23 protein-coding genes are annotated in these 26,928 nt (G+C 43.1%); 9 read left to right on the top strand and 14 right to left on the bottom strand.

The window, feature by feature from the left end; translation table 11 throughout:
- Positions 1-2: 2 nt before the first annotated feature.
- Positions 3-995 carry a tagatose-bisphosphate aldolase gene (gene lacD / locus ABXS78_RS16060; RefSeq protein WP_366248048.1) on the top strand — a complete coding sequence of 331 codons (993 nt, stop codon included), beginning with the start codon at positions 3-5 and terminating at the stop codon, positions 993-995.
- A 38-nt stretch (positions 996-1,033) separates the two neighbouring features.
- On the opposite strand, the gene ABXS78_RS16065 is transcribed toward lacD, so the two are convergent.
- The 5 genes from ABXS78_RS16065 to ABXS78_RS16085 all read right to left on the bottom strand — a co-directional run bounded on the left by ABXS78_RS16065 (position 1,034) and on the right by ABXS78_RS16085 (position 5,611).
- Positions 1,034-2,173 (bottom strand): amidohydrolase, encoded by a 1,140-nt coding sequence (locus tag ABXS78_RS16065; protein ID WP_366248049.1) that lies wholly within the window; start codon positions 2,171-2,173, stop codon positions 1,034-1,036.
- A gap of 18 nt (positions 2,174-2,191) precedes the next feature.
- Positions 2,192-3,607: a C4-dicarboxylate ABC transporter permease gene (locus tag ABXS78_RS16070; RefSeq protein WP_366248050.1), complete on the bottom strand. Its 1,416-nt coding sequence runs from the start codon at positions 3,605-3,607 to the stop codon at positions 2,192-2,194.
- A gap of 154 nt (positions 3,608-3,761) precedes the next feature.
- Entirely contained in the window at positions 3,762-4,799 is a 1,038-nt protein-coding gene (locus ABXS78_RS16075; RefSeq protein ID WP_366248052.1) for a polysaccharide pyruvyl transferase family protein, read from the bottom strand.
- A 111-nt stretch (positions 4,800-4,910) separates the two neighbouring features.
- Positions 4,911-5,060: a hypothetical protein gene (locus tag ABXS78_RS16080; RefSeq protein WP_366248053.1), complete on the bottom strand. Its 150-nt coding sequence runs from the start codon at positions 5,058-5,060 to the stop codon at positions 4,911-4,913.
- Complete coding sequence (locus ABXS78_RS16085) at positions 5,057-5,611, bottom strand: DUF3267 domain-containing protein (RefSeq protein WP_366248054.1); 555 nt, start codon at positions 5,609-5,611, stop codon at positions 5,057-5,059. The genes ABXS78_RS16080 and ABXS78_RS16085 overlap by 4 nt, the downstream gene beginning before the upstream one ends.
- A gap of 115 nt (positions 5,612-5,726) precedes the next feature.
- Between ABXS78_RS16085 and ABXS78_RS16090 the strand changes: the two genes are divergently transcribed.
- The gene (locus ABXS78_RS16090) at positions 5,727-6,449 is read left to right on the top strand and encodes a DUF421 domain-containing protein (RefSeq protein ID WP_366248055.1); all 723 of its coding nucleotides are present in this window, start codon (positions 5,727-5,729) and stop codon (positions 6,447-6,449) included.
- Positions 6,450-6,487: 38 nt separating this feature from the next.
- Here the strand turns inward: ABXS78_RS16090 and nhaC are convergent, their stop codons facing one another.
- Positions 6,488-7,924, bottom strand: a complete 1,437-nt coding sequence (gene nhaC / locus ABXS78_RS16095) for a Na+/H+ antiporter NhaC (protein ID WP_366248056.1) — start codon at positions 7,922-7,924, stop codon at positions 6,488-6,490.
- Positions 7,925-8,236: 312 nt separating this feature from the next.
- A complete protein-coding gene (locus ABXS78_RS16100; RefSeq protein ID WP_366248057.1) occupies positions 8,237-8,947 on the bottom strand; it encodes a DsbA family oxidoreductase in 711 nt (236 codons plus the stop codon).
- 134 nt (positions 8,948-9,081) lie between these two features.
- On the opposite strand from ABXS78_RS16100, the gene ABXS78_RS16105 reads away from it, so the two are divergent.
- The 3 genes from ABXS78_RS16105 to ABXS78_RS16115 all read left to right on the top strand — a co-directional run bounded on the left by ABXS78_RS16105 (position 9,082) and on the right by ABXS78_RS16115 (position 12,186).
- Positions 9,082-10,944, top strand: coding sequence for a DUF4084 domain-containing protein (locus ABXS78_RS16105; RefSeq protein ID WP_366248058.1), 1,863 nt, complete (start codon positions 9,082-9,084; stop codon positions 10,942-10,944).
- Positions 10,945-11,055: 111 nt separating this feature from the next.
- Positions 11,056-11,277, top strand: a complete 222-nt coding sequence (locus ABXS78_RS16110; protein ID WP_095221494.1) for a YuzF family protein — start codon at positions 11,056-11,058, stop codon at positions 11,275-11,277.
- Between the two features lie 12 nt (positions 11,278-11,289).
- Positions 11,290-12,186 carry a manganese catalase family protein gene (locus tag ABXS78_RS16115; RefSeq protein ID WP_366248059.1) on the top strand — a complete coding sequence of 299 codons (897 nt, stop codon included), beginning with the start codon at positions 11,290-11,292 and terminating at the stop codon, positions 12,184-12,186.
- A 27-nt stretch (positions 12,187-12,213) separates the two neighbouring features.
- Here ABXS78_RS16115 and ABXS78_RS16120 read toward each other — a convergent pair whose 3' ends face one another.
- Positions 12,214-14,154: a beta-L-arabinofuranosidase domain-containing protein gene (locus tag ABXS78_RS16120; RefSeq protein WP_366248060.1), complete on the bottom strand. Its 1,941-nt coding sequence runs from the start codon at positions 14,152-14,154 to the stop codon at positions 12,214-12,216.
- 130 nt (positions 14,155-14,284) lie between these two features.
- Here ABXS78_RS16120 and ABXS78_RS16125 point away from each other — a divergent pair, with 130 nt between their 5' ends.
- The 3 genes from ABXS78_RS16125 to ABXS78_RS16135 all read left to right on the top strand — a co-directional run bounded on the left by ABXS78_RS16125 (position 14,285) and on the right by ABXS78_RS16135 (position 16,129).
- Positions 14,285-15,151, top strand: a complete 867-nt coding sequence (locus ABXS78_RS16125) for an AraC family transcriptional regulator (protein ID WP_366248061.1) — start codon at positions 14,285-14,287, stop codon at positions 15,149-15,151.
- 25 nt (positions 15,152-15,176) lie between these two features.
- Positions 15,177-15,629: a MarR family transcriptional regulator gene (locus ABXS78_RS16130; RefSeq protein ID WP_366248062.1), complete on the top strand. Its 453-nt coding sequence runs from the start codon at positions 15,177-15,179 to the stop codon at positions 15,627-15,629.
- A 218-nt stretch (positions 15,630-15,847) separates the two neighbouring features.
- The gene (locus tag ABXS78_RS16135) at positions 15,848-16,129 is read left to right on the top strand and encodes a hypothetical protein (protein ID WP_366248063.1); all 282 of its coding nucleotides are present in this window, start codon (positions 15,848-15,850) and stop codon (positions 16,127-16,129) included.
- Between the two features lie 215 nt (positions 16,130-16,344).
- Here ABXS78_RS16135 and srtB read toward each other — a convergent pair whose 3' ends face one another.
- From srtB to ABXS78_RS16155, 4 genes are all read right to left on the bottom strand, one after another.
- Complete coding sequence (gene srtB, locus ABXS78_RS16140; RefSeq protein ID WP_366248064.1) at positions 16,345-17,112, bottom strand: class B sortase; 768 nt, start codon at positions 17,110-17,112, stop codon at positions 16,345-16,347.
- Between the two features lie 113 nt (positions 17,113-17,225).
- Positions 17,226-19,406, bottom strand: a complete 2,181-nt coding sequence (locus ABXS78_RS16145; protein WP_366248065.1) for a phosphatase PAP2 family protein — start codon at positions 19,404-19,406, stop codon at positions 17,226-17,228.
- Positions 19,407-19,636: 230 nt separating this feature from the next.
- The gene (locus ABXS78_RS16150; protein ID WP_366248066.1) at positions 19,637-20,509 is read right to left on the bottom strand and encodes an EamA family transporter; all 873 of its coding nucleotides are present in this window, start codon (positions 20,507-20,509) and stop codon (positions 19,637-19,639) included.
- Positions 20,510-20,639: 130 nt separating this feature from the next.
- Positions 20,640-21,266 (bottom strand): DUF2306 domain-containing protein, encoded by a 627-nt coding sequence (locus ABXS78_RS16155; protein ID WP_366248068.1) that lies wholly within the window; start codon positions 21,264-21,266, stop codon positions 20,640-20,642.
- Between the two features lie 139 nt (positions 21,267-21,405).
- On the opposite strand from ABXS78_RS16155, the gene ABXS78_RS16160 reads away from it, so the two are divergent.
- Entirely contained in the window at positions 21,406-22,440 is a 1,035-nt protein-coding gene (locus ABXS78_RS16160) for a glycosyl hydrolase family 18 protein (protein WP_366248069.1), read from the top strand.
- 48 nt (positions 22,441-22,488) lie between these two features.
- Here ABXS78_RS16160 and ABXS78_RS16165 read toward each other — a convergent pair whose 3' ends face one another.
- Positions 22,489-24,120: an alkaline phosphatase gene (locus tag ABXS78_RS16165; protein WP_366248070.1), complete on the bottom strand. Its 1,632-nt coding sequence runs from the start codon at positions 24,118-24,120 to the stop codon at positions 22,489-22,491.
- Positions 24,121-24,602: 482 nt separating this feature from the next.
- Positions 24,603-26,588 (bottom strand): methyl-accepting chemotaxis protein, encoded by a 1,986-nt coding sequence (locus tag ABXS78_RS16170; protein WP_366248071.1) that lies wholly within the window; start codon positions 26,586-26,588, stop codon positions 24,603-24,605.
- Between the last annotated feature and the right edge of the window lie 340 nt (positions 26,589-26,928).

Here is a 26,928-nt window from a genome sequence, read left to right on the forward strand (position 1 = left end):
ACATGCTAAATTTAACACCCGCTAAACGAGAAGCACTTGAAAGACTATCAGACGAAAATGGTATCATCGGAGCCCTCGCTATTGATCAGCGAGGCTCCTTGAAAAAGATGCTGCAGCAGGAGAGCACAACAAATCAGGGAGACGATACAATCGTATCTTTTAAAGAACTGATTTCCGAGGAACTCACACCATACGCCACTTCTATCCTGCTGGATCCTGAGTATGGCTTGCCAGCAGCACAGAAACGCGACAAAAATGCCGGCCTGCTTCTCGCTTACGAAAAAACAGGATACGACGCGACACAGCCTGGGCGCATGCCGGATATTCTCGATGACTGGTCTGTTCAGCGAATCAAGGCTCTGGGCGCAGATGCGGTGAAATTCCTTTTGTACTATGATGTGGATGAGGATCCTAGCATTAATGAGAAGAAGCATATCTTCGTGGAACGTCTCGGATCTGAATGTCAGGCAGAGGATATTCTTTTCTTCCTGGAGCTCGTCTCCTATGACGCACACAATGATGATGTAAAGGGACCAGAATACGCCAAAGTTAAGCCACATAAAGTGAATGATATGATGATAGAGTTCTCGAAACCTCAATATAAAGTGGATGTACTGAAAGTTGAAGTACCGGTAAACATGGCCTATGTGGAAGGATACTCGGAAGAAACACCTGTGTACTCATGCGAAGAAGCACAGCGCTATTTCAAAGAGCAAAGTGAAGCAACTGATTTGCCTTTCATCTTCTTGAGTGCAGGCGTCAGTGCCTCCCTCTTCCAAGAGACATTACGTTTTGCAAAAGAAGCAGGTTCCAGCTTTAATGGTGTCTTATGCGGCCGGGCAACCTGGAAGGATAGTGTAGCCATCTTTGGTCGTGACGGAGAAGCTGCTGGGAAACAATGGCTGCAGCAAGAAGGCAGAACTAATGTAGAAGAGTTAAATGAAGTGCTGAAACAAACAGCGACATCCTGGAAACAAGCTGAAATACTAGCGTAAAAAAGGAGCATATGGGCCACCCCATATGCTCCTCCTGCTTATTGATTTAATACAAACTGTTGAAACACCTTTATCGCATCCCCAAACACATCTTCATCAATATCAAACTTCGGATGGTGGTGCGGATATTGACTCTTCTCTCCTTGCATACCGACCTTGACGAATACCCCCGGGATTTCCTGCAAGTAGTAGGAGAAGTCTTCTGAACCCATGACTGGCTCCAGTTCTTCATAGCGTTCTGCACCGAATGTTTTTTGCAGCAGCTCTTCTGCAAAGACTGCTTCTTTTTCATCATTGATTAGCGGTGGTGTACCGATGATGAAATCAACTTCCGCTGTAGCTCCAAAAGATTCACAAATCCCTTTTGTCAGCTTGCTAATCTGTTCTTGGATCGTCTGTACTGCTTCTGCAGAGAAGGAGCGCATAGTCCCGATGATTTTAGCTGAGTCTGGAATGACGTTATATGTGTTGCCGGCTTCAATTTTTCCCACAGAGATGACACTTGCATCCATCGGGTTGAGCTTACGGCTGACAATACTTTGCAATGCTTGGATGACATGTGTAGAGATATAAACCGGATCCACTGTCAAATGCGGTGTTGATGCATGACCGCCTGAGCCTTGGATCTTGATTTCGAAGTCATCAACAGATGCCATCATAGCTCCAGGACGAGTACCAAATTGACCCTTTTCCAATTCAGCATCAACATGAATGCCGTAGATGCTGTCAACGCCTTTCAATACACCTTCTTTGATCAGCTTATCCGCACCGCTCGGAGATGCCTCTTCAGAGGATTGGAAGATGAGCACGATATTCGGCTCCACTTCCTCTTTATGCAGTGTGATCCACTCTGCTACAGCAAGCAGGATAGCTGTATGGCCATCATGTCCGCACGTATGAGCTACCCCATGATGCTTGGAGATGTAAGGTTTATCCCCTTCTTCTACCATTGGCAGTGCATCCATATCCGCTCGAAGCGCGATCGTCTTCTCTCCTTTTGTGCCTTTCACAAACCCGACGACACTCGGCGGCTGGAAATCCAAGATCTCAATCCCTAGTTTTTCCAGTCTGTTACGTACGTATTTGCCTGTTTCGTACTCTTCCCCTGATAATTCCGGATATTGGTGAATATGCCGGCGATCCTGAATCGCCTGCTCTACTAATCTCTCTAATTCCATAATCTATTACTCCTTCTATTAAAACGGTCCGTATTGAATTAATTGGGCTATGATCAGCGCGATAATGGCAATGCCGATTTGGATAAGGAAGAATGGCAGGAACCACTTCACCCATTTCCCATAACCAATGCCTGCGATTGCAAGCAGAGCGATAATATTGCCAGTCGGCAAGATAGTGTTGGAGATACCGTCCCCAAACTGATAGGCTAATACAGCTGTCTGCCTTGTTACACCTATCATATCAGACAATGGCGCCATAAGCGGCATCGTCAAAGCTGCTTGTCCGCTTCCGGAAGGGACGAAGAAATTGATGCCCATCTGCAGGAATAGCATACCAACTGCAGAAAGTGCAGCAGGAATCATTCCAAGTGCGTTGGAAGCATGATACAGCAGCGTGTCCATCATTCCTGATGTGTTGAAGATGACAAGAATTGCCTGCGCAAATCCGATGATCAATGCGCCGCCAAGCAGGTCCTTCGCTCCAAGGATGAAGTTATCAGCAATACCAGAGAAAGAAATCCCTCCGAGGATACCCATCACCACACCGAACAGCAGGAATAACCCAGCAATCTCTGTAATGTACCAGCCGTATTTCAATACACCGATAATCAATACGACGTAATTAATCAAGAATGCTGATAGAACAAGCTTGTGACGAGTAGTCATTTTCTGCGTCTTGTTAAGAGCGGAAGTATCAGCTTTTCTGCCGAACTTTCCGTATTCACCAAGCTCTGGGTTCTTTTTCACTTTGCTTGCATAGCGTATCACATAGAAGACAGCCGCAAGATATAGGATAACGAAAAGTACAATCCGGAAACCGATTCCGGAGAAGGTTGGCAGTTCAGAAATGCCTTGCGCAATTCCGACTGTGAACGGGTTCATGACTGCTGCTGTAAAACCGACACCTGCGCCGAGTACAACAATGGCAAATCCGGTCAATGCATCGAATCCAAGTGCTATAGCCATAGGGGCCAAAATAGCTACATACACGATAGTTTCATCTGACATTCCCATTAATGCTCCAGCTGCTGCAAAGAACAGCATCAATACAGGGATAAGCAGCTTCTCTTTGTTCGCCATCTTTCTGGACAGCATATAAATAAAAGCATCAAGCGCTCCAGTGGCAGTGAAAATCCCAAATGCTCCTCCGACAATCAGGACGAAGAAAATAATATTAGCTCCATTCACCATACCAGTGTGAATGCTATTGAATATGCCGAGAAGACCGACATTTTCTCCATCGATGTAATGGAATGTTTCTGGGAGGATAACACTGCGGCCATCCTGATCCACACGGTCATACGATCCGCCTGGAATAATATATGTTAATATTGCTGCCACGATGATGAATGCGAAAATCATCACGTAGACATTGAAATGTTTTGGTTTCTTTTTGTTAGCAGCTTGCTGCTGCGAATCTTGTAAGCTGTTCATCTGGCTGTACTCCTTTAAGGAAGAATCTTCGTTGTATATTGTTTAATAAATATACAACGATTCATATAATAATACAACCGTATATTAATAAAATTTATAGCTTGATTATGCAAAGACATAAAAAAGCTAGAATCCTAAGATTCTAGCTTTTCTATTAGCTGCTGAAGAAGTCAACTAACGGTTTAAAGTCTTTACGCAGATCTACTTCATTTGGTTCTGCCTTCATCAGCTTCTCTACCATCTTTTCCAACAACTCCACGTCTTTGGAATCTGTATACTCAACAAAGTTGATAGAGTCCAGCCAGTCACGGTAGGAGTGCTTCGCCTTGCCGTAGCTGTTTCCGAAGACAAGACAAGGGGTTTTCGTGATGATGGAGAATACCATCGCATGCAAGCGGTCAGTAATGATCAATTTTTTAGAGCTGATCAGATCAAGCATCTCGAAAAAATGCTTTTCTCTGTCTGCATAATCAATGTTAGGTACGATGTTTTCATCAAGAACTGTATCTGTACGATCAACAGATCCAAATTTCTTTGTCCATTCCATTAGCTCGGAAACAAAGTCTTCTTCCATCACCTTTTCTTTATCAGCTCTCAGGAAGAACATAACCCCTTCCCGCTCCTGCTCACGAGGTACAACATCGAGTGACATTACCATATCAGGTGTATACATTACTTCTGACTCGAATGTATTTCTTACAACATCCAAGGTTTGCGATTCTCTGGCAGCAATAACCAGGTTTTTGTTCTGATGATACGCTTCCTGGGTTTTCTTTTTCTCCTCTTCCCCATGCTCATTGTCCTCAAAGAACACTGACTGTGGCATAGAGATGGATTTATAATCCTTGAAAGCAGCGAAGACCTTCCGTCGATCTTCTTCAATATCCAGATATAGGCTGCCAAGGTTTCCGCCGCCTGTGAACATGACGATATCATCTTCATGGATGATACCTTTAACAAACTCAATTCCCTCATCTGTCGCATAATCCATTATTTCAATGTACTCGTAATAAGGGAATCGGCTTTGGATGAATTTCTCGATGCTATAGGCAATTGCCTGGTCTCCGATATTTGTATAGCTCGGAGAACCGAATAGGAATACCTTACGTTTATCATTAGTAAAGGCTTCCGGCGAAACATTCGGCCCGATGCCCTTTGCAATATTAGTCGTATCAATTGGTTGTATAGTCATATGAAATGCCTCCTAAGCAATGCTTCTTTTATCCGTACTCTTCCATACCCCGAATCAAAAGAATTTATGCCTGAACAGCATCTCAATTTTTACCATTTACTATTCATCCGCCTACAAATCCGCCTGTTTATTCCAATGATAGTGGTAAATGTAATCCATCGTGCAATCCGGATCAGAAATCAATCGTTTACCGTCAGCCACCACGAAATTATCTATAAAATCATCGTAGAAGAGGTCATTACATAATAAGAAATACATCATGTAGTTTTCCCGCCCTCATCAGCAGTATCTGTGTAAATAAAATAGCCAACCTTTGTCGGATGATCCTTCACGAACTGGCTTGCTTTATATTTCCTCAGACTGCGAAAGATCAGCCAATCGCCTATACCTCCAGCTGTCAGGATTACGGAAACAGTAAGGAGTACTCCATTTCCGATGATAAATGAAATCACTAACGGAATCAGACCTGTCAGAATCACAGGCAAAAGTAATGCGACACGGTAAGCACTCACTTTAATTGGAATCATGCAATGTGCATAAGCAGCGCCGTCTTTCCAGGAGATTCCGTACTTAATTTGTCTAAGTTTTGCTTTCCCAAATACGATAAATCCGAATCCATGCAAGAGCTCATGCAGGATGATTCCTAAAACCACTAGCAGAAAAAATAGTAAAAGACCAAAAAGGCTTATGCGGAACTCCAATCCGTAAATAGCCAAATAAATAAAACTAGCTGCGAACATCAATCCAATCGTCAGGTACATCGCTTGTTTTTGTAATTTCCCCATATCAAACAATACTTCTCGCTTTTGCATGCTAAACACCTCCCCGGCTTTTACGAATCAGCAGCATCATCGTTTCATTAAATTGAGTCTATCTGTTTGGTATTTTATCTGACTGGCAAGGCTGAATGGTAGAAAGGGGCATACTATGACTGATTTTATCCATGATAATTTAATTGTTATCGGTCGGATTATTACCATCATTCCGTTAATGCTAGTTGTTACCTTATACATGGGTAAACGAGCAATTGGTGAAATGCCGGTCTTCGACTTTCTCATCATCGTCATCTTAGGAGCACTCGTTGGTGCTGATATTGCCGATCCAGAAATTGAACATTTGCCTACAGCCGTTGCTATAATCGCCATTGGCTTATTCCAAAAAGCAATCGTGAAGTGGAAAATATCTAATCGTAAAATCGGCAAGCTGCTGACACTCGGTCCTACAATCGTCATTCAAGACGGAATTTTACTTCGTGAGAATATGCAGAAAATCCAATATTCCATAGACAATATATTGTTTATGCTGCGCCAGAAAGATGTTTTCGATATACGAGACGTAGAGACAGCAGTAGTCGAACCAAACGGCACGCTAAGTGTCTTAAAAAAACCTAGCAAACTGCCTGTAACAAGGGAAGACCTTCAACTCCGGCAGCACACATCAGCGATTGCCTTTCCTGTCATTTCCGAAGGATACATACACCGCGATATTTTGACGCACTTCCATTTGGATGAAGAATGGCTAAGAAAACAATTAGCTGAACAAAACATCATTGGTTTGAATCAAGTCTTCTTTGCATCTATTTCACCCTCAAAGCGTCTTCATATCAGTTTGAAGAACCCGAAGATGCACACTCCTCCAGTCAACCATTAAAAAGAGCACTACCCTGTCAAGGTAGTGCTCACTGCTTGTTATGCTTCTGCCACTTTTAATTTTGAATCCTTATTTTGTTTTGCATTTTTCTTTTCCTTCATTGTCAAACCGGTAATTCCGTAGAACAGCGTGAATATCGGTGTGATAAAAGCAAGGAAGCAAAATGGCAGATACGTTACTGTTGCAATACCAAGTGCCCCAGCAGTATAAATACCGCCGCCGGTCCAAGGAACAAGCGGTGCTCCCTGCGTACCTGTATCCTCCAGGATACGGGATAGGTTCTCAGGTTCCAAGTTCAAACGATCAAAGATCGGCCGCATCAGCGTACCTCCCATGACCGTCGAGAAATACACCGAACCGCCAACCGCAAGCATGACATAGCTGACAATGACAGTAACCACCGTTAATACACCTGTATGCTTAATCTTCATCGCAAAGGAAGCTATCAATGCTTCGAGCACACCAGCATCAGCCAGCATGCCTCCTACTCCGAGCGCAAAGAGGAACAACGCAATAAGCTCAAGCATACTCGTCAAACCACCTTGATGCAGAAGTTCATCAACGACAGTAATACCGGATTCTACAGTATAACCGCCATAGAAGGTAGCCAATGTATCTACAAAGCTGAATCCTTGGTAAAAGATCGCAATAACCCCTCCAGCTGCAGCTCCTGCAAATATTGCAGGAATAGCTGGTTTCTTCATTGCCAGTAAAACTATAAGGACAACAATCGGAATTAGAGGAACAATCCCGAGATTAAAATTATCAGCTAAGTAAGATGTCAGTTGATTTACATCACTAGAATTAGTACTACTGCCCTGGTAGCGCATGCCGATAAAGGTGAAGATACCCGCAGTAATAATATAAGACGGTACAGTTGTCCAAAGCATATGCTTAATGTGCCGGAAGATGTTTCCACCTGTCACAGCCGGTGCCAGGTTTGTCGTATCAGATAATGGAGACATCTTATCACCGAAGAATGCCCCACTGACTATCGCCCCGCCGATTAAACCAACCGGTATACCAAGTGCCGTACCAACACCCATCATTGCCACACCAGCTGTACCAACCGTTCCCCAGCTAGTACCTGTTGCGACAGATACAAGAGAACAGAACAACAACGTTGTCACTAAGAAGAATTCAGGTGTGATTGCCTGCACACCATAATAGACTAAAGTAGGCACAGTTCCGGATGCGATCCATGCACCGATTAAAATGCCGACGGTCAGCAAGATGATTCCTGGCATCAATGCCTTACTCATAGATTTGACCATGGACTTCTCTATCTGCTGATAGTTGAATCCCAGCCCCATCATATAAGGAATGATGACTAGCATGCTGATAAACATCAGTATTTGAATCGGTGCATCAAATGCCAGAATTCCCACAGATACTACTGCCACGATGGACAAGAGCATCATTAATGCGTACATAAAAGATGGTTTCTTAATAGTCTTCTTATTATCGGTTTCCAACAAACCACTCCTTCGACCTGAGGTCGTTTATTTTCGCTGAACAAAAGTACAACTTTATTTCCCTACCCGTTCAGCTGTTTCACAAAACTCACTTTTATAATGCTACAGCATATCCACATCGAGTGAAAATAGCATCAGCCGCTGTTAAGCAGGATAGACTCGGCTCAGTTTGGCAGAACCGAAAATAAGTAGCGCGTTCTTACATATGCTCCAATATGATGCTTTATCTTCCATCTAATAGGCCATACCGTACCAATACTTTTCGGAAACATAAAAATAGACCTGCAAATATGCAGGTCTATCTAATCCAACTTATATCGAACAGTTATCGTCTGTGCACACACCAGCATCATCAGATCCGAAATTCTTGAATTTCGGCTGTTCGTTTTCTTCTTTCCAAACCTGATTCAACGCACCGATGAATGTTTCCATAGGCTGTGCACCAGAGATTGTGTACTTATTATTGAAGATAAAGAAAGGCACACCCGTGATGCCGTATTGCTGGGCCAATCGTTCATCTGCTCTTACCTCATCCAAGTGAAGTGATTCATTATCCAAAATCTCCGCTGCTTCTTTGCGATCCAATCCAGAAGCTTCTGCAACATCCAGCAGCGTTTCTTTTTCACTAAGGTTTTTCGATTCCGTGAAATATGCATACAGCAGTTTTTCGGTAATCGCCTTTTCTTTGCCTTTTGTTTCGGCAAACTTAGCCAAGCGATGTGCATGTAATGTATTCGTCGGCTTCATTTCCTCAAAATTGAATGTAAGCCCAACTTCAGCTGCGTGCTGTCCGATTTGCAGGTTGTTTACCTTCGCCTGCTCGATCGTCATGCCGTACTTCTCCGCAAGTGCTTCGTGGATGCTTTTTCCATTGTACACTCCAGCATTCGGATCCAGCTCAAAGCTCTTAAACTCTATTTCTACACTGTCCTTGTGCTCGAATTTCTCCAGCGCAAGTTCCAGCCTTCGTTTCCCTATATAACAGAAAGGACAGACAAAATCTGACCATACTTCAATTTTCATTGTGACACCCCTTTTCACATTAATTGATTTTAGCACAGACTAGACAATCCACAAAAATAGATGCCTGAAATTAACCTTTACGTAATTGGTGAATCTGGGTATGATACAGAAAAACAACATTGAGGGGAACGCTGATGCATCATCATAGACTAGTACGGCGGCCGTTAGCCTTTATCATCGTTTATGTAATTATCTATTATGGTTGGATTCTCCATTTCCATAAAAGTGAGATCGTTTTAACTTGGGGAGGTAACTTGCTAAGTATATTTGCCTGCCTTATAGCAGCTTTTTGGCTGGTACAAGCGGCTAGGCGAAAGAGTAAGACGACTGATCGCCTCTTTTGGATATGCATGGCAGCGGGTATGTTGAATGGCTTTCTCGCTGAACTTATATGGCTGTTCACGGAGAATCTGATTCATCAGGAAGTGCCATTTCCAGGACCGCCAGATGTATGCTATTTGCTGCAATATCTTCTCTATCTGATTGCTTTCTTTTATAAGATTTGGGCAGACAGAAGAAAAAATCAGCGCTTTTCTTTTCTATTTGATGTTCTAATTATCATGACTGTTGCATCCACCTTCAGCTGGCACTTTATCATTGATCCAATGGTACGTGCAGGAGATGTATCTACATTTTCACTAGGTGTATCCTTGGCCTATCCAGTCGGAGATCTCGCTTTATTATTCGGTGCTTTCTCGCTTTATTATACAAAGAATTTGCTGTCCAGCCCTGTTGTGCGACTCATTTTCTTCGGTTTACAGATCCAGATTATTACGGACTCCATTTATCTTTATCTTGTTTCTATTGATAGTTACTATTCCGGCAGTTGGCTTGATCCGTTATTTATGCTTGCCAATCTATTCATAGGTTATGCTGGCTGGATGTCACAGAAGGATGCATCTTATAACGTAGGTGAATCTATCTCAGGGCGTATAAGCATCTGGAAGCTTGCCTATCCATACTTGAGTGTAGTTCTGTTATTTGCTTTCTTGATTGCTCACTCCTCTCGGCTAAATGCTGTAAGCCTTGGTGCGGGTATGGCTATCACACTTGTTATAGCAAGACAGTGGTCTATCATTATGGAAAATCAGAAGCTTCTGCAGGAGATCTCATCTAAAGCAGATGCTCTGGAAATGAGTGAACAAAAATACAAATCATTATTTGAGCATCATCCTGATTCCGTTTTCTCGCTTGATCTTAATGGACGAATTCAAGGCACCAACAAAGCAGGCATGGATTTACTAGGCTATAGACAGGAGGAGTTGATCGGTTTAGCTAGTGCCTCCTTTGCTGAAAGTAAAGATCAGCCGATCGTCAACAACAAGATTGCTCAGATGAAGAATGGTAAACCTCTCGCCTATGAATTCACTCTGCGCAATAAGATTGGTAAATTCCACCACATAAGTATGACGAATATCCCTATTATGATAAAGGATAAGCTGGTTGGAATATTCGGTATCGGTAAAGATATTACTGTTGAGAAGAAAAATGAGGAAAAGATCCACTTCCTTGCCTATCATGATCCGCTGACAGGCTTAGCTAATCGCGCTCTTTTTGAGGAATCTTCTAAAAAAGCTATTTCCGAAAACAAATCACAGTTTGCTATTTTGTTCATTGATTTAGATAATTTCAAAAAAGTTAATGATACATTGGGCCATGATATAGGAGATAAACTGCTGCAGTCTGTCGCACAAAGACTAAAAGCTTGTATTAGGAGGTCTGATATTGCAGCTCGTAATGGTGGGGATGAATTTACAATTCTACTAAACCCGCTCACGAGTCAGGAGGAAACTCACAAACTGGCAAAAGATATCCTCCTCTCGCTCCGAGAGGTTCATCTTATCGATGGATACGAAATACAATGTCTTCCAAGTATAGGAATCTCGCTTTATCCTAACAATGGACGAACATGGACAGAACTTATGAAGCGCGCAGATCAAGCAATGTATAAAGTAAAAACAAATGGAAAAGGTAATTTGTGCTTCTATAACAATTAACTTAACCTGTGTCTCGTCGAGACACAGGTTATTTATCTTCTTGAATAAACGAATGAGGACATACATTATCCGCATAAAGTATAGCGTTTCTACTTATAAAGGAGCGATCGCATGAATCAGCCTCAGCAAACGACCTACGTGAGCAGCGTGGATCCGTATGTGTATCAAACGTTACAAGGAGTCAGAAACAAACAAATTGTAGTTGAAACCGTGCGCGGATCCGTCACAGGAAAACTGACAACAGTGCGTCCTGATCATATTGTCGTCGAGTCGGGAGGGTCGTCTTTTTTTATCCGTACTGCTCAAATTGTCTGGGTCATACCAAGAGGATAAGGAGGAAAGCAGATGATTAAACGCGAAAACAGACTTGCCATCGACTTGCCTATCCCTGAGCACGGGGATCCCAATGCTGCTGCCGCTGTCCAGGAACTGCTCGGCGGGAAGTTCGGCGAAATGTCGACCTTGAATAACTATATGTATCAATCCTTCAACTTTCGCAACAAGAAAAAACTGAAGCCCTTCTATGACTTAGTTGCAAGTATCACTGCTGAGGAATTCGGACATGTGGAGCTCGTTGCCAATACAATCAATCTCTTATCCCGCGGCAATACATTCTATACCGGAGATCCTGATGTTACGCCTCTCAGAACCGGTAAAGACAGCCGTAATACATATCAATTTATCGCTACGGCACAAACAGCATTGGCAGGAGACTCGATGGGCAGACCTTGGACAGGAGACAATGTCTTCTCCAGCGGAAATCTCGTACTGGATCTCCTGCACAACTTCTTCCTGGAGTGCGGAGCACGGACACACAAGATGCGTGTATATGAAATGACAGAACACGAAACAGCTCGGGAAATGATTGGTTACTTGCTCGTGCGCGGCGGTACGCATGTTTTGGCATATGCGAAAGCATTGGAGATAGCCACAGGTGTAGACGTTTCGAAACTAGTGCCTATTCCGGATCTCTCCAACACGAAGTTTGACCATGCCCGTAAGTTCGAGCAGCAAGGACTAGGAAATATCCTATTCACCTGGAATGACATGGGCGAATATGCGGACATCCGCAAAATTTGGAAAGGAGAAAACCCTGAAAACGGCAGTCAGCTAGTTGTTAAACAGGGCGCGCCGCGGGGCGGTCCGATTCCGGACTTGGAAGAGCTGCCGGAGGAATTCGCTCCTGGCATCGATCGGGATGACTACGAACGGATCGCGAAGCGTTTAATGGAGAATTTATGAGAGGCTGCCGGTAACCGGCAGCCCTTTTTAAACTTCATGTATCCAAATACGCATCTCACCTGCTTGTCTATTACACCAAGCATAATAGGGAATAGCACGTAATTTCACAGGTTCCAGGGAAGGCGAATCAGCCTGATAAAGCACGTCTGATTCTGCTGCTTTCACCCCCTCTGCCTCTAACACCACTACTCCGTTTAAAACTTCTTCTTCAAAAGCTGCCGTGATTTCGCTCTCTCGTGGAAGCTTTAATCCAGCAAGACTCTTACCGTTATCCACTTCCTCCAGACAGTAGACGACCGGCCCGCGCTGCAAGGCAACCTGGCCTTGATTCATTCCGATTTTCGGATTGCTATATACACGCATCACTGGCTGCGGCAGAAACAGCTCAACCTGATCACCCTTCTCCCACATTCGTTCTAATACTAGATAGCCGTTTACCAGATCGTCAGCTGCAACAGTCTCCCCATTCACGGATGCTTTCGCGTTCTCACACCAGCCTGGAATCCGAAATGCCAGCTTGAATTGCCCTTTTTCTTCTACTGTTACGCTAATACGAGCATCCCATGGATACTGATGTTTTTGTGTGAGCTTAATAGGCAGTTCACCAATCTTGGTTTCCACACTTCCAGCCATATAAAGATGTGTGTATAAGGTATCCTCTGTCTGCGTGTAGGCATAATCCTCAATGGACGCAATCATTCGAGCAAGATTTGGCGGACAGCATGCACAGGCAAACCACTTCTGCCGCACCTGTTTCACATGCTCTTGATCCTTGCGTCCAGCTTGATACGCATTCACTTCCAGCGGATTCACATAAAAAAATCGTTTACCATCCAAGTCCATCCCGCTAATCGTCCCATTATAGATTGCCCTTTCCAGCACGTCTGCATATTTTCTGTCTGGGGAGAGCAAGAGCATCTGCTTAGCCCAGAAGACTAGTCCGACGGATGCACATGTTTCACAGTACATGCTGTCATTCGGCAAATCATATGCATCAGTAAAGGCTTCCCCATTAACAGCTGAGCCGAGGCCACCTGTTATATACATTTTTCGCTTTGTCACATCATCCCATAACGTATCACACACCGCTTGCAGCTCCGCATCATTTGTTTTCCGTGCAAGATAAGCCATTGCTGCATATAAATACACCGCTCTTACAGAATGTCCGACCGCTTCCTCCTGCTGCCGCACAGGAAGATGCGCTTGCATATAGGCATAGCCGAGGCCAAAATTAGTATTCTGATCATTCCACGTCGGCGGGGCACCTAAGGTATGACGCCGCTCCTTTTCCATATCAAAATAATGCGGCTCCTGCCCGCGCTGCTCAATGAAATATGCTGCAAGCTCCAGATGCTCTCGATTCCCTGTAGCATCAAATAATCGAAGCAATGCCAGCTCGATTTCCGAATGTCCCGGGTAGCCCTGCAGCTTTCCGTCTTCTATTCCGAACGTACTCCGAATCAACTCTACATAGTTCTCTATAATCTCAATAAACGCACGCTTGCCAGTCGTTTCATAGTAGGCAACCGCAGCTTCAATCAAGTGACCTGCACAATACAGTTCATGGTTATCCCGCAAATTTGTCCATCTGTTATCAGGCTCCACCAGCATATAATAAGTGTTCAAGTATCCGTCGTCTGCCTGCGCTCTTCCTATTAACGCTATGACTTCATCTGCCGCTTCTTCCAATTCCGGGTTTGGGAAGCTTCGCAAGCTATAAGCAACTGTCTCCAGCCATTTCGCCACGTCACTATCCTGAAAGACAGTTCCATAATACTCGCCCGCTGCTTCCCCAGCTACGATGCGGAAATTTTCGATAGCATGGCTCGGAGCGGTATCCGGAAGCTGATCGTTCAATGCTTTCCATTGATATGGGATAACCTGTTCAGCTACAAGCTGCTTATAATTCGTCCAGAAGGCATCCTCTACAATTACTTTTTGGTTCTTATTCACACATGAAATTTCCATATCACACACTCCTCCTGCATACTGAAGTTAAGCGTTTTCAAAATACAGATTAGCATCTACAATAGAAGTGACATAGAACCAGATTCAACTTGGATTTACACTATTTCACCCAAAAGGCGGCGACACGGAAATGGAGAAATCCTATCTATCATTTTCAGCTCCACCACTGCCATATTTCGTGGAAGGAAACAGCACGACCTTTCACAAAGGACAGCAGCATCCTGCGAGAAGAAAATTAGGATTATTCGATATCATCCTCATCCGAAAGGGTACTTTATGTATCGGTGAAGAAGCATCGCAATGGGACATTTCTGCCGGCGATGCATTAATTCTTGAGCCGAACAAATATCATTATCCAACCGCTCGCTGCGCATCAGATACGACATTTTATTGGCTGCATATGCAAAGCTCATCCCGCTGGACGGAGCAGCCTGCTTGTGACCCTATCTTACCGGCTCAGACTATATCGTCGCTGCATTACCATACAGAGCATGCAACGATACATCTTCCAAAATATCAGCAAATACCTCACCGGAATGCGCTGTTCAAAACGGTAGAACGCCTGCTGCAATCCACCACCCAGCCGAGTTCTTTTGCTTTTTGGGAGACACAGCAATTGTTCATGCAAGTGCTGCAGCATTTATCTTATAATCCAATGCCACAGCACACCTCATTGCGATTAGCGGAACAAGTTGAAATGTATCTAAAACAGCATTACAACCAACACATCACGAATGCCACCCTGGCACAGCACTTCCATGTGCATGAAAACTACTTGGCCAGATGTATGAAACAAGCTTTTTCTTGCACTCCGCTTGCATACTTAGCAGCTTACCGATTACACCAAGCACGCTTGCTTCTTATAACAACAGACTGGTCTTTGCAGCAAATTGCGGGAGAAGTTGGTTTTACAAGACAAGGCTATTTCTCGAAAAGCTTCAAAGCGAAATACGGCTTATCACCAAGCCAATATAGACAGGACATGAGTAAAGCCTAGCTAACGAGTTTGGAGGTACGCTATAATGCAAATAACAAATACACAGCTAGGCAGTGATAGCATGACAGAAAAACAGACAACAGCTGATATAGAAAACATCATGAGCTCCATACTTGGTATCCAGCAAAAATCAAGAGCATTCATCAATTTGCTGACAGAAGGCGAAGCTCTCTCCGAGAACCATTTACTCCTCCTGCTCCAACTGAAGCTTACAGACGGCATGAAGGTCACCGCTATCTCCGATCTTTTTCATATCACACCTGGTGCAGCTACGTCCATGTGTGACAAAATGGAAAAAATGGGGCTTGTAGAACGAAAACGAGAAGATAAAGACCGAAGAGTTGTGCAGATGGTTCTAACCGCGACAGGCCACGCCAAAGTAGAAGACCTTTTCTTGAAATTCCAGTCAAAAAAACTGCAGGACATGGCTGCAGTTCTGACAGAAGTAAATGCTTTACTGCAGAAAATCATTATATAAAAAAGATCTCCGAGCTGGAGATCTTTTTTTATGCCTATTGACAGGACAGCAATCATTATACTTTAATTATAATATGTTTTAGTTATTAAAATATATTATAATTAAAGTATAGGGAGTGATCCGCCCTCGCCAAATAAAAATTTCAACTGCAACCAAGTCCGTGACCAGTATTGCTGCAAGTTTCATTAATCCATAAACATGATAAGGAGATGAAATAGATGCTGAAGTATCCTAAATCACTTCGTTTGTTATTATTGTCACCGGCAATTCTTGTGTTTGCTATCCTTTATGGCGGATTTATTACCGTCATTGTTCTCACTTTACTGGCCGGCATTTTAAATACATTTGGTTTCGAACAGTTCCAAATGTTCATCTGGCACAACATCAAACTCCCTGCAGCATGGAGTATCCCATTTGCGATTGTCGTGTCCGCCTTGCTTGGATATCTAACGATGCGCGTAAAACGGATCTTATCTTACCTTCTAAGTCAGGTGAAATAAATGGTATACAACTATTTCTCCTTCCCAATGCATTCAACAAAAATGATCCCCCCTGACACCAATGACATACCAAGCCATGAAACCAACAGCATCAGCTCTACTTCCTGCGATAAAGCTGAAGAAGATATAACTCGATCCGAGGCAGAACAAAAAAAATAAAGGAGCGAGTAAAATCGCTCCTTTAAAAACCAATTAGCAGTGTGTCAATTAGGTTCTCAGTTAGTCTTCGTTAATTTTCCGTGCAAAACTAACCGCCCATCTTCCGGATCCTGTAAATCATTGCATGTAGACAAGGTAATAATATCGTCCTTTTCGGTAACATGGATGTCAGTCTGCATCCTTGACTTATCTTTTATTACTTCTATAAAATTCATATACTCTTCGTCGTTAGAGAACTCGGTTTCAATATAATTAAAATCTGTAGTTGTTACATATACCGAGAAAATTTCTACTTTATAGCTCTCATAAATTGTATCAAATTGAAACTCTTTATGCTGTGAGAAGAAATCTTCCTCTAAGAACTTATCCAGCTGACCGAACATTGAACCGTCTTTCATCTGATGGCCGTAAATAATTGTTTGTCTATCCACTGATTCTGCCTGATTTCGATAATCCATAAAGATACTGCCTGATTTGGATATATCCTCTTTATAATTCCGATTCAAATAATGGTTATTATCGGAGCTTTGCAGTATAGGATAATCTATTTTTGTATCATCAACCGTTAACCAACCTACTATATTAGGATTGATGTCCAAGAGATTTTGAAATTGCGGGCGTACTGGATTTTCTGAAGCTATGGCTTTGTTTTCTTGCAGATTGCCTTTATACTGCTCTTGGATTTCCTTCATTACTTGTTCACTTTGAACATAATCAAAGCCAATCCCCCCTATCTTGATTAGGGAAAATAAAAACACAGCTACACATGTGAGCAGGATGACTTTTTGAAGCCAAGTCATTTTCTTGCTTTCCGTTTTCTTCATACTCTATCCGTACCTTTATAAGTCAGTATTGTTTTCCTTAAAAGCAATATGCCCCTTGAAGCTTCTGACAACTGCTTGCCTTTTTACTGCAAGGGGCACATGAATAGATATAATTATCTTCTTCTGAATTTTCTTTGCAGGACAACGATCGCAGCAGCAATGGCAGATGCTGCTAGTAATCCAACATACAAGATTATATTTGTGTCATCACCCGTTTTAGGGTTTTCAATTACATTTCCATCCGCCTTGCTCGACGCCACTGGCTTTACGGAATTGTTACTTTCCTTACTTGTTTCTTCTACATTAACATCCGTTTTCTTGTCTTCGTTTTCAGTAGGTGAATCTGTTGGGGTTTCCACTTTATCTGTTTCTTCCGGCTCTGGTGCTGATCCGTTATCATCTGTTGGATCCGTTCCAGGATTGTTGTCATCTCCTGTTTCAGTTGGCGGTACGACTGGAGAATTGTTTTCTTCCTCCTCCTGAGCATTACCGTCTACAACAAATAACGCATTTGCATCATAGGAAACTTCATAATTATCAGGAAGACCTGTGATTTCCACTGCAGAAAAGGCGCTCTTATCTGTCAGCGCATTATAAGAGATGATCGGTGTATCTGTATCAGGGATAAACCCTTCTGTAAAGTTTAGTTTTAGCGTTCCGCCAAATGTAGCCTCACCGTTAATATCAAGTACATCTTCCTTATTTCCGATTGTAAGCTCTAGTGTACCTGCTTCTGACTGCGTAAAGTCATTCCCAATCGTTACACCGCTTGATACATTCTCAATCAGCGTCCCATCCGTATTCACGACTTCACCTTCACCAAAAGCGGTGCCGGAGTTTGCAGCCAAAGTTCCTTCTTCCAGCAACGTACCTCCGGTATACGTGTTATCTCCCGATAACGTTAATGCACCTGTACCTGACTTGGTTAACTTACCAGAGCCTTCGATATCATTTTTCCACGTGTCGGCCTCACTAAATCCGCCTTGGGAGGCATCCATTGTTACAGTGACATCATTTTCAAACGCTTCATAACCTCCAGCAGCTGCAAATAAATTCAATCTTCCCCAGCCTTCCGTATCATCCAATACAGGATATCCGGATGGTAAGCCCGTTGTATATAATATCCAGCGGCGCTGCGCATCATCTAAATACGGGAAACGAGTCTCGATTAAAGCCTCGGCCCCCTTCGGCACTACCATTGGCTTTGTGGTATCTCCGATTTGTTCAAATCCATATGTAAGACGCTCGGTATAATTTTTCTTATTTGTCTCATAATCGCTGTAATTATCCTCAGAAGCACCTTCTTGGGTTAGCAATACTTCATGTGCCTGCGCATACGCAGCTTCTTTCACACTTTCGTTTGCCGGGTCATTCAGGGCAGATGCGGCAACAGCTGTTGCCATGACTCTTCCGCCCATAACATCCAGTGGTGAATGCATGCCGGCTACGATTCTGCTGTGCCCCATCTCAGAGGCTCTTGTCATTATTTCTTCGTATCTTTCTGGAACAGCATAGGCAAATCCATAAGAAGCAAGATAGGCTGCATTTGTATGTCCGCTCGGGAAGCCGCCATCGCTGCTGGGATCTTCTTTTATTCTTGGAACAAGTGTAGGAATTACACTTACTTCTTCACTCCATCGAAACGGTCGTTGGTAATTATAATAAGCTTTAGCATTAGAGGTCGATGCCCCAGTCCAACGTATGTTATTTATTAATTTCACCATACTTCCGAGGCTGGAATCTTCGTCAGCCCATACTCCATTGTTATTACTAGCGTCATCATACCCTACTGTTGTCGCGTCTGCCGGGATTTCATCCGGAATCGTCGTCCCGGCATTAGCACCAGCTATAAAATTATCAGTATACGAACCTAGTCCTGTAATTGCACTATAATTTTGATGACGACGATCAACTAAATAGGCCGTTATCGCCTCTTCATCTGTGCAATTTTCTGTGATCGAGATTGACTTCGCTATATTTTGATTATGTATTTCGGAATTTAACACTGTTCCATTATTCCATGAATCACCTGGTTCCCAGATTTCATGAAATTTAGAAAGCACACCAATAGAGGGATTTGATTCAGGGGTCATATTAGCCTTGTCGTTATTTGCATATGTATCGACGTAATAGCCATAAGAGGCTTCTTTTGGAGCAATCGCAGATTCATCCAAATTGTTTGCGGCTGAAACAGAATTAGTTCCTTGAAAACAAAAAGCTGCAGTTAATACTAAGACAGGGATGGTGGACTTACCTTTGTTTCTATTACTATTTTCATTATGCTTTCTTGGCATTCGCTCACTCCTCAACATTAGTACTACAAGATGATTCTAATGTTAAGTTGTAATGCTAGTATTAATTTATTGATAAGATATTGTATTTTTATACATTCTTCTAGCAATCACGCGTTGGATTTACTTATTTATACATAGTTTCTATTTCAATACTGTATATTCCTGTCATATATTGATATCAATATAAGAAGCTCTCAAGTGATTCGTATCACTAAAAAGATAGAATATGCTCACACAGACTCTATCTTTCTGGGAGCTAACGCAATTAGAACAATACCTCCCAATAACCTCCCAATGCCCACCCAGGCAAACAAACTAAGTTGCTCCCCTACTAATACAACACCTAAGACCGCAGCCGTAAACGGTTCAGCTAAGGAAAGTGACACAGCTGAGGATGCCGGAACTCGCTTCAGGCCTTTTGAAAACAAGAAATAGGCTGCTGCTGTCGCAACAATCCCTAGATGCAGACATACAGCCAGTCCGCTTGGCTGCAAAATCCAACTCATATCAAACAGGAAAAGGAACGGCATAAGGAAAACTCCTCCAATTCCAAAGATGACTGCAGCTGTCTCAAGAGGGCTTTTACCTTGCACAATTTGTGCGCTCAATAATGTATAACCTGCGAAGGATAGACCTGCTCCCAGTGCAAGCATAATTCCAACTGGCTTGATCATGACAGTATCATTTGTCAGAAACAGCAGTACACAGCCCATAATAGATAACAAAGTCGCTCCCCACCATATATAGCTTGGCCGTCTTCTGAATAATATTGACTCCAACACCCCTGACAAAATCGGCGCACTCCCTATCGCAATGACGGTACCTACCGCAACGCCGGTCTGATGGACTGCCGAAAAGAACAGCGGTTGATAGCACGCCATGCAAATCGCTGCGAGAAGCGTCAGTCCGATTGGCCAGCCTTTTACATTCAATCTTCCGAAAACGAGGGTTGACAAAATCAGAAACACTCCTCCAACCGCAAGCCTTGCAGCTCCAATTGCAATCGGATGGGCTATTGATGGTGCAAATGCCTGAGCCGTACCAGTCGTCCCCCAGAGTATTGCTGCAAACAGGATGAATAACGGTGCTATTTTCACGGCCATCTCACCTCGCCTTTTGCGTCCTTTTGTCCATCATGCCAGAAACTCTAGCATTCTGTAATGAATGAAAGGAGATTATCCGACATAAAACTTTCATATCTTTTCTCATGCTTGCCAGCACTTAGGTGATGCATTATCTTTTGCTTGAGCGCAAATACAGGACGATACCTTCTGCTATCAATAAGTTCACTGCTATCGATCCGTAGACCCCGATGGTATAACTTAGCGTATAGTCCATCCCTGCCTGAAACAGAACAGAAGAAATCAAATGAATGAACATATTTGTAAAACAGAAAAGATAACTGCGAATCATCCAGTGTTGATGCTTATCCAGCCTGCCTTTCCTGGCATGTACGATGGCAACTACAATCATGATCGGCCAAAACAAATTCACCAGATTGAACGGAACACTGACCAGTTTGCCTCCCGTTGCATAAGGAGCCAGGTAACCTGATGTCAACGATACAAGCATCACTGAAACAGCATACACATAGCCATTGATACGATGGAATTTCCGTTTATGCCAAGCCAATCCCCTCGAAAAATTCACCGCTCCACTCAGGGTCGCCAGACAAGCGACAAACACATGCACATACATGACATCCAGCCAGAGGGGCAGATGAAAGGATGCACGCAAATCTATTTTCTGTTCAAGGAAAAAGGCAGCTCGATGATCGAGGAGATAGTTATCTGCTAATGTATAAATGACATAAATGCTAATGAACAGAAGCAGCATTTTATATAAGATTCGGAAAGACATGAAGCCACTCCTTTTTTATTGTATGCATATGGATTAATGCTAATTGTTAGAGCTTCTATCCGTTAAAAAGGAATACAGCTTACCCATTATACTTAAAACATGATAATATGGTCTCCCAATCATAATACGGAGGATACACATGAAGAAGTATGTAGTTATTGGGCTCATTCTGCTGATTGCAGCAGGAGGACTCATTTATACCCAATTAAGATCGAATGCTCAACCTAACGAAAAAATGGTTCTCGGTTATACCACTTCGGATGAATCATCTTTTCATTCTTTGAAAGAATACCATGAATATCTTACTGCCATCGCAATGGATACATATTCTTTTGATACCGATGGCAAACTCTCTGGTGAAGCACCAGAAAACCAGCTTGAATATGCAAAGCAGCATGATATCGATACATATGCTGTGATCTCAAATTTCGGTAAAGCAGATTTCGATCCGGACTTGGCACATGCTGTTATGAGTGACAAAGACGCAAAAAGCAGTTTCATTGATCAGTTGGTACAGCTTGCCGCAGAAGATGATTTTACCGGCGTTAATATCGATTTTGAAGCTGTCTATCCTGAGGACCGAGACCTCTACTCTGACCTCATTAAGGATGTGGCAGGAGAACTCAAAGAGCATGACATACAAACGATGGTGTCTGTGCCAGCAAAAGATATCGATGATCCGGCAGATGATTGGAGCTGGCCATATAACTATGAAAAAATTGGAGCATATGCTGATTATGTACAAGTAATGACCTATGATGAACATGGCTCTTGGAGTGAGCCAGGCTCTGTAGCCAGCTTGGATTGGATGAATAAAATGCTGGCTTTTGCTACAGAAACGATCAACCCTAATAAGGTTATTATGGGAGTGCCAGCATATGGCTACGATTGGAATCTATCTAACCCAGAGGAGAATAAGTTGATGGAATGGGATAGCATCCATTCAAAGATAGTTGGTTACGATATAGATCCTATATACGAGGAAGGAACTGCGTCTACGTATTTCAATTTTGCTGAGGAAAATCAGGAGCACATGGTCTGGTTTGAGGATGAACGGTCATTGCAGAAAAAAACCTCCCTCACCAACACATACAGCATTACAGGTGTATCTGTGTATGCACTGGGACATGAGTCAGAATCTTTCTGGAAGGCCATTGGGTCAGGAATAAAATAAAACAGCAATCAAGGTTTACGCCTTGATTGCTGTTTTTCAATTACTCAATTACTTCGCTTTCTTAACTAGCTTCACAGCATCCTTCGACACGTAGAAGTTGCCGCCGCTTTGAACTGTTACACTATCCAGTTCATATTCGCGATCATTCACAATAACGATATTCTTGTTCACAGGGAATTCTGCTTTTTTACGTCCGTTTTTTACTATCAATACCGGGTTCGCAGCATCGGAGGAATCGATGCTCACTTCGCCCCAGTTACCAAACGCTGCTTCTGCTTCAACGAACATATTTTTGCTCAGCTTGTCCAGCTTGAAGCCCATGGCATCTGCTACGCTATGAGCAATGTCCGTGTTCTCGATCATACCTGATGGCTTACCTGGTCCATAGGAGTATAGGAACAGATCCTCACCCGTATGTCCGCCAGTCGTAAAGCCAAGGTTTGCTCGCTGCGCCAGGAGATCAACCAATGTGCCCCCAAGATCCTCGGATTTATTAATCGCTCTCTTCTCTTTTGCTGTTGGGTTCGTAATACCATATAGCTCCGCAACTTCCAATCTGTTGGAGCCATCTTCATTCAACTGGGACATAGCACCTTCCAGTGTCATTGTTGCTTCTTTCAACGGATCCACATAGGCAGATACTGGTGTAGAAGAATATGTGCCGTCCGTATTTTCATTTCCGATAGAGATTCCGCTGTTACCATGATCAGAAACTGCAATGACCATCGTGCTCTTATCTTTCTTAGCGAAATCCAATGCCTCTTTAACTGCATCATCAAATGACAGCGTATCGCTGATCATACCGACTGGATCATTTGCATGCGCTGCCCAGTCCGGCTTGCTGCCCTCTACCATCAGGAAGAAACCATCCTTATCTTTAGACAATGTTTGAATGCTTTTCTTCGTCATTTCTGCCAAAGTTGGCTCTTCCGGCTGCGTTACTTCCCGGTCCATATCGTAAGCCAGTGCTGCTGGTGCAAACGAGCCCCAAATCTTCTTCGATTTGGAATCAAGCAAGTCATCACGGTTTTCAACGAAATCGTAGCCTTTGTCATCAATGACACCTAGCAGATCCTCACCATCTTCACGGTTGCCATTTTCAAGGGATTCCTTCCCGCCGCCAAGGACGACATCAATATTTTGATAGACTTGCTGCTCAGCGATATTTCCATATTGTGAACGATGGTCCGCATGAGATGAAAAAGCTGCAGGAGTCGCATGCTGAATTTCAGATGTAGAAATGATACCAGTAGCTTTGCCGTTCAGTTTCGCCCCTTCCAGCACGTTCGTCACCGGACGATAGGGATCATTAGCGAGTTCTTCATCGACACCTGGGGAAGCAATCTTCTCCGGCAGGACACCGACAAACTTATCATTCGATTTATTGCCAGTAGCCATCGCTGTACCAGCAGGAGCAGAATCCGTAACGGCGGATTCTGCCGAATATGTACGCACACCACCAGAGGCCATCTGATCCATCGCCAAGTCATCGCCTTTGTACCATCTCGATAGCGTTGTTGTAGTAGAGCTCACTCCATCCTTAACGAGGACAATGACATTCTTCACCTTTGGATCCTTCTTCGCTTCTACCTCTTCCCTCTCCAAGTTCGTCAAACCGATTGAACCGACGGCTAGCGTCCCCGCTAACGTCACACCTAGTAATTTTTTGCTTAGCTTCATCTCTCATTCCTCCATATCATCTTTTTCGAAAAACACTCAAAAATAAAGTTAATAGATTAGGTCGTGTACGAGAGTAATTGTATAGGCTGATTGTTAACAGGATGTTAATGATGTATAAAGCTATCGTTAATTAATATAATGGAAATTCTGTCAGAAAAAAGGGTGAGGAGTTGCAAATAAATACTTTTATAATAGGGATTTTTCCTTATTATCGACACTATAAATACTACCGTGATTTGTTATAACCATTAATAACAATTATTTTTAAAGAGAATAATTAAAATAGTATAAATTACCCATTCAATCTCACCTTCAATATTTTCCAGTTATAATTACCCATCTAAAATCCGTCATAGTTAGTGTAAAACCGACAATTTTTTTGAACCGAAAGCACTTGTCCTATTATCGTTAAATATTCCCCCGAAGTGTCATACCATACTTCTCTATAAAAAAAACGACCCTTTCTCGGGTCGCTTTTCGATTTATAATTTGAACTTCGTCAGTAATTCCTGTAATTCCTCGGCCAAATTGGACAAGGCATTTGCTGATGCGGTGATTTCCTCCATAGAGGCTAGCTGCTCCTCTGTAGTACTTGCCATTGTCTCGGATGCCGCAGCATTTTCTTTTGCTATCGCTGCAAGCTCTTCTGCACTAGCAGTCATCTCCTGGACGCTTGCTGCTATTTGTTCGGTGATAGAGGAGATATCCTCGATCTGCGGGGATATTGTAAAGATACTATCTTTAATTTGGCTGAACTTTGTCGTTGTTTCATCGGTGGCCTGCAGTCCTGTTTCTACGTATCGTGCTGTCTGCGCCATTACTTTGACAGACTGCACAGTATCAGACTGGATATGCTGAATAAGTTCTGTGATTTGCATAGCCGAGCGCTGCGATTCCTCAGCAAGCTTCCGGACTTCATCAGCAACTACCGCAAAGCCTTTACCCTGCTCACCGGCACGCGCGGCTTCAATAGCAGCATTCAGTGCCAGCAAATTCGTCTGATCAGCAATACCAACTATCACATCTGTTATGCTTCCTATTTTCTTAGAACTTGTCTCAAGCTCCTGCATTCTAATATTTGATTCATTCACAGACGCATAGATATGTTTCATCTGTTCGACTGTCTGATTGACGGAATACTCTCCGTCCGCTGCTAAGCTAGCTGCCTGTTTCGTCGAATCCGACACCGTAGACAAACTGTTCGCTACACGGTCCATGCCGATTGCAATCTCACCAATCGCCTGCGCATTCTGTTCGACATGTATCCGCTGCGAGTCTGATCCTTCTGCTACCTCCTGCAATGTTGTCGTCACATGCTCGGTTGCAGAGGTTGTCTGCTCTGAGCTTGCAAGCAACTCCTCTGATGATGCTGCCAGCTGACCAGAATCAGTATCAATCTGCTTAATCAAACTGCTTAGGTTATCTGTCATTGTGTTGAATGCCTTTCCAACCTCAGCTAGTTCATCCTTAGAATGAATCTCTATCCGTTCACGCAAATCGCCCCCGCTCACTTGTACCGCAGTCTGCTTCAGCTTGTTCAATGGTTTAATGATAGAACGAACAACACCGAAGACCAGGAACCCTCCAGCAATTAGTGCTGCAGATAATACGATTAGCGTCGTGTATAGAATTGGTGCTGCTGCCTCATCTATCTCAGAAGCAGACATTACACCTGCAACCTTCCAGCCTGTTAATTTATTCGTCGTATAGACAAGCTCCTGTGTATCAGCACCCTGTTCGAATCGATATTTTCCATTTTCTTTCTCAAATTGCCGGATAAGATAATCGGCAGTAGCTTCAGATCCTTTTTCCTCTGTCGGATGGACGATAATATGCTTCGTCTGATCAAGAATAGAAGTATATCCTTCTTTGCCAATGTGTATCTTCTTAGATGTCTCTTCCAAATTACCTAATGTAATATCCATGCCAATGACACCACTGTTATCTTCGGTTGTCCGTGCAATTGTCACTACTAAGGTATTAGTGGATGCAGATACATATGGTTCTGTTATGACCACTTCGCCCGCTTTCTCTTTCGCCTGCTGGTACCAAGGCCGCTCCCGAGGATCATAATCGTCTGCAAGCTCCAAATCAGGGGACTGTATCATCAATCCTTCTTCGGTTCCGACATATGCCAGTTCAAGTTCCGGATGCAAGTCTGTGTATTGCTCTAGTTTCCGCCTTATCTCCGGGCTTTCCATGCCGTCATATAGATCAGAACCGATTTGACTGGCAAAGAAATCGATATCATGTATCTTTGGCTTGATTGTATCGTCTATCATACTGTTCAGTACATCCACGTTACTTGATGCACTTCCGATCAATTGAGCTGATAGCTCCTTCTTTGCACTCTGATACGCCAAGAAACCAATCAGAATGCTAGGTATAAGTAGAATGATGATAAAGGAAAGGATAAGCTTATTCCTGATAGTAAGCCCAACTCTGCCCTTCTCTAAGATGCGTTTCATAGTATTCCCCCTAATGTACTAAGCTGCTAACAACTTGTTACTTTCTTTATCGGCTAATGGAGGGGGAAGTTAGATAGCAATAAATAATTCTTTAGAAACAATATTTACCATCCATTCATTCTCATCTTCTCAAAAGAGAGGTCCAACTGACAAAACCACAACATCTATTAGCTATGCAAAATACTTAAACCAGATTAATGTCACATAAATTTAACCATTTCTTCTAATAGCGGAGAAACGGCGTGATTACGCCATTTCCATTGTGACACCCTTCACATAATCCCTTGACACAACTCTTTTAGTATTCTACTCTTACTAATAAATATAAATTTAGAATGAT

This window comes from Terribacillus aidingensis (genome assembly GCF_040703035.1).
Taxonomy (GTDB): Bacteria; Bacillota; Bacilli; order Bacillales; family Amphibacillaceae; genus Terribacillus.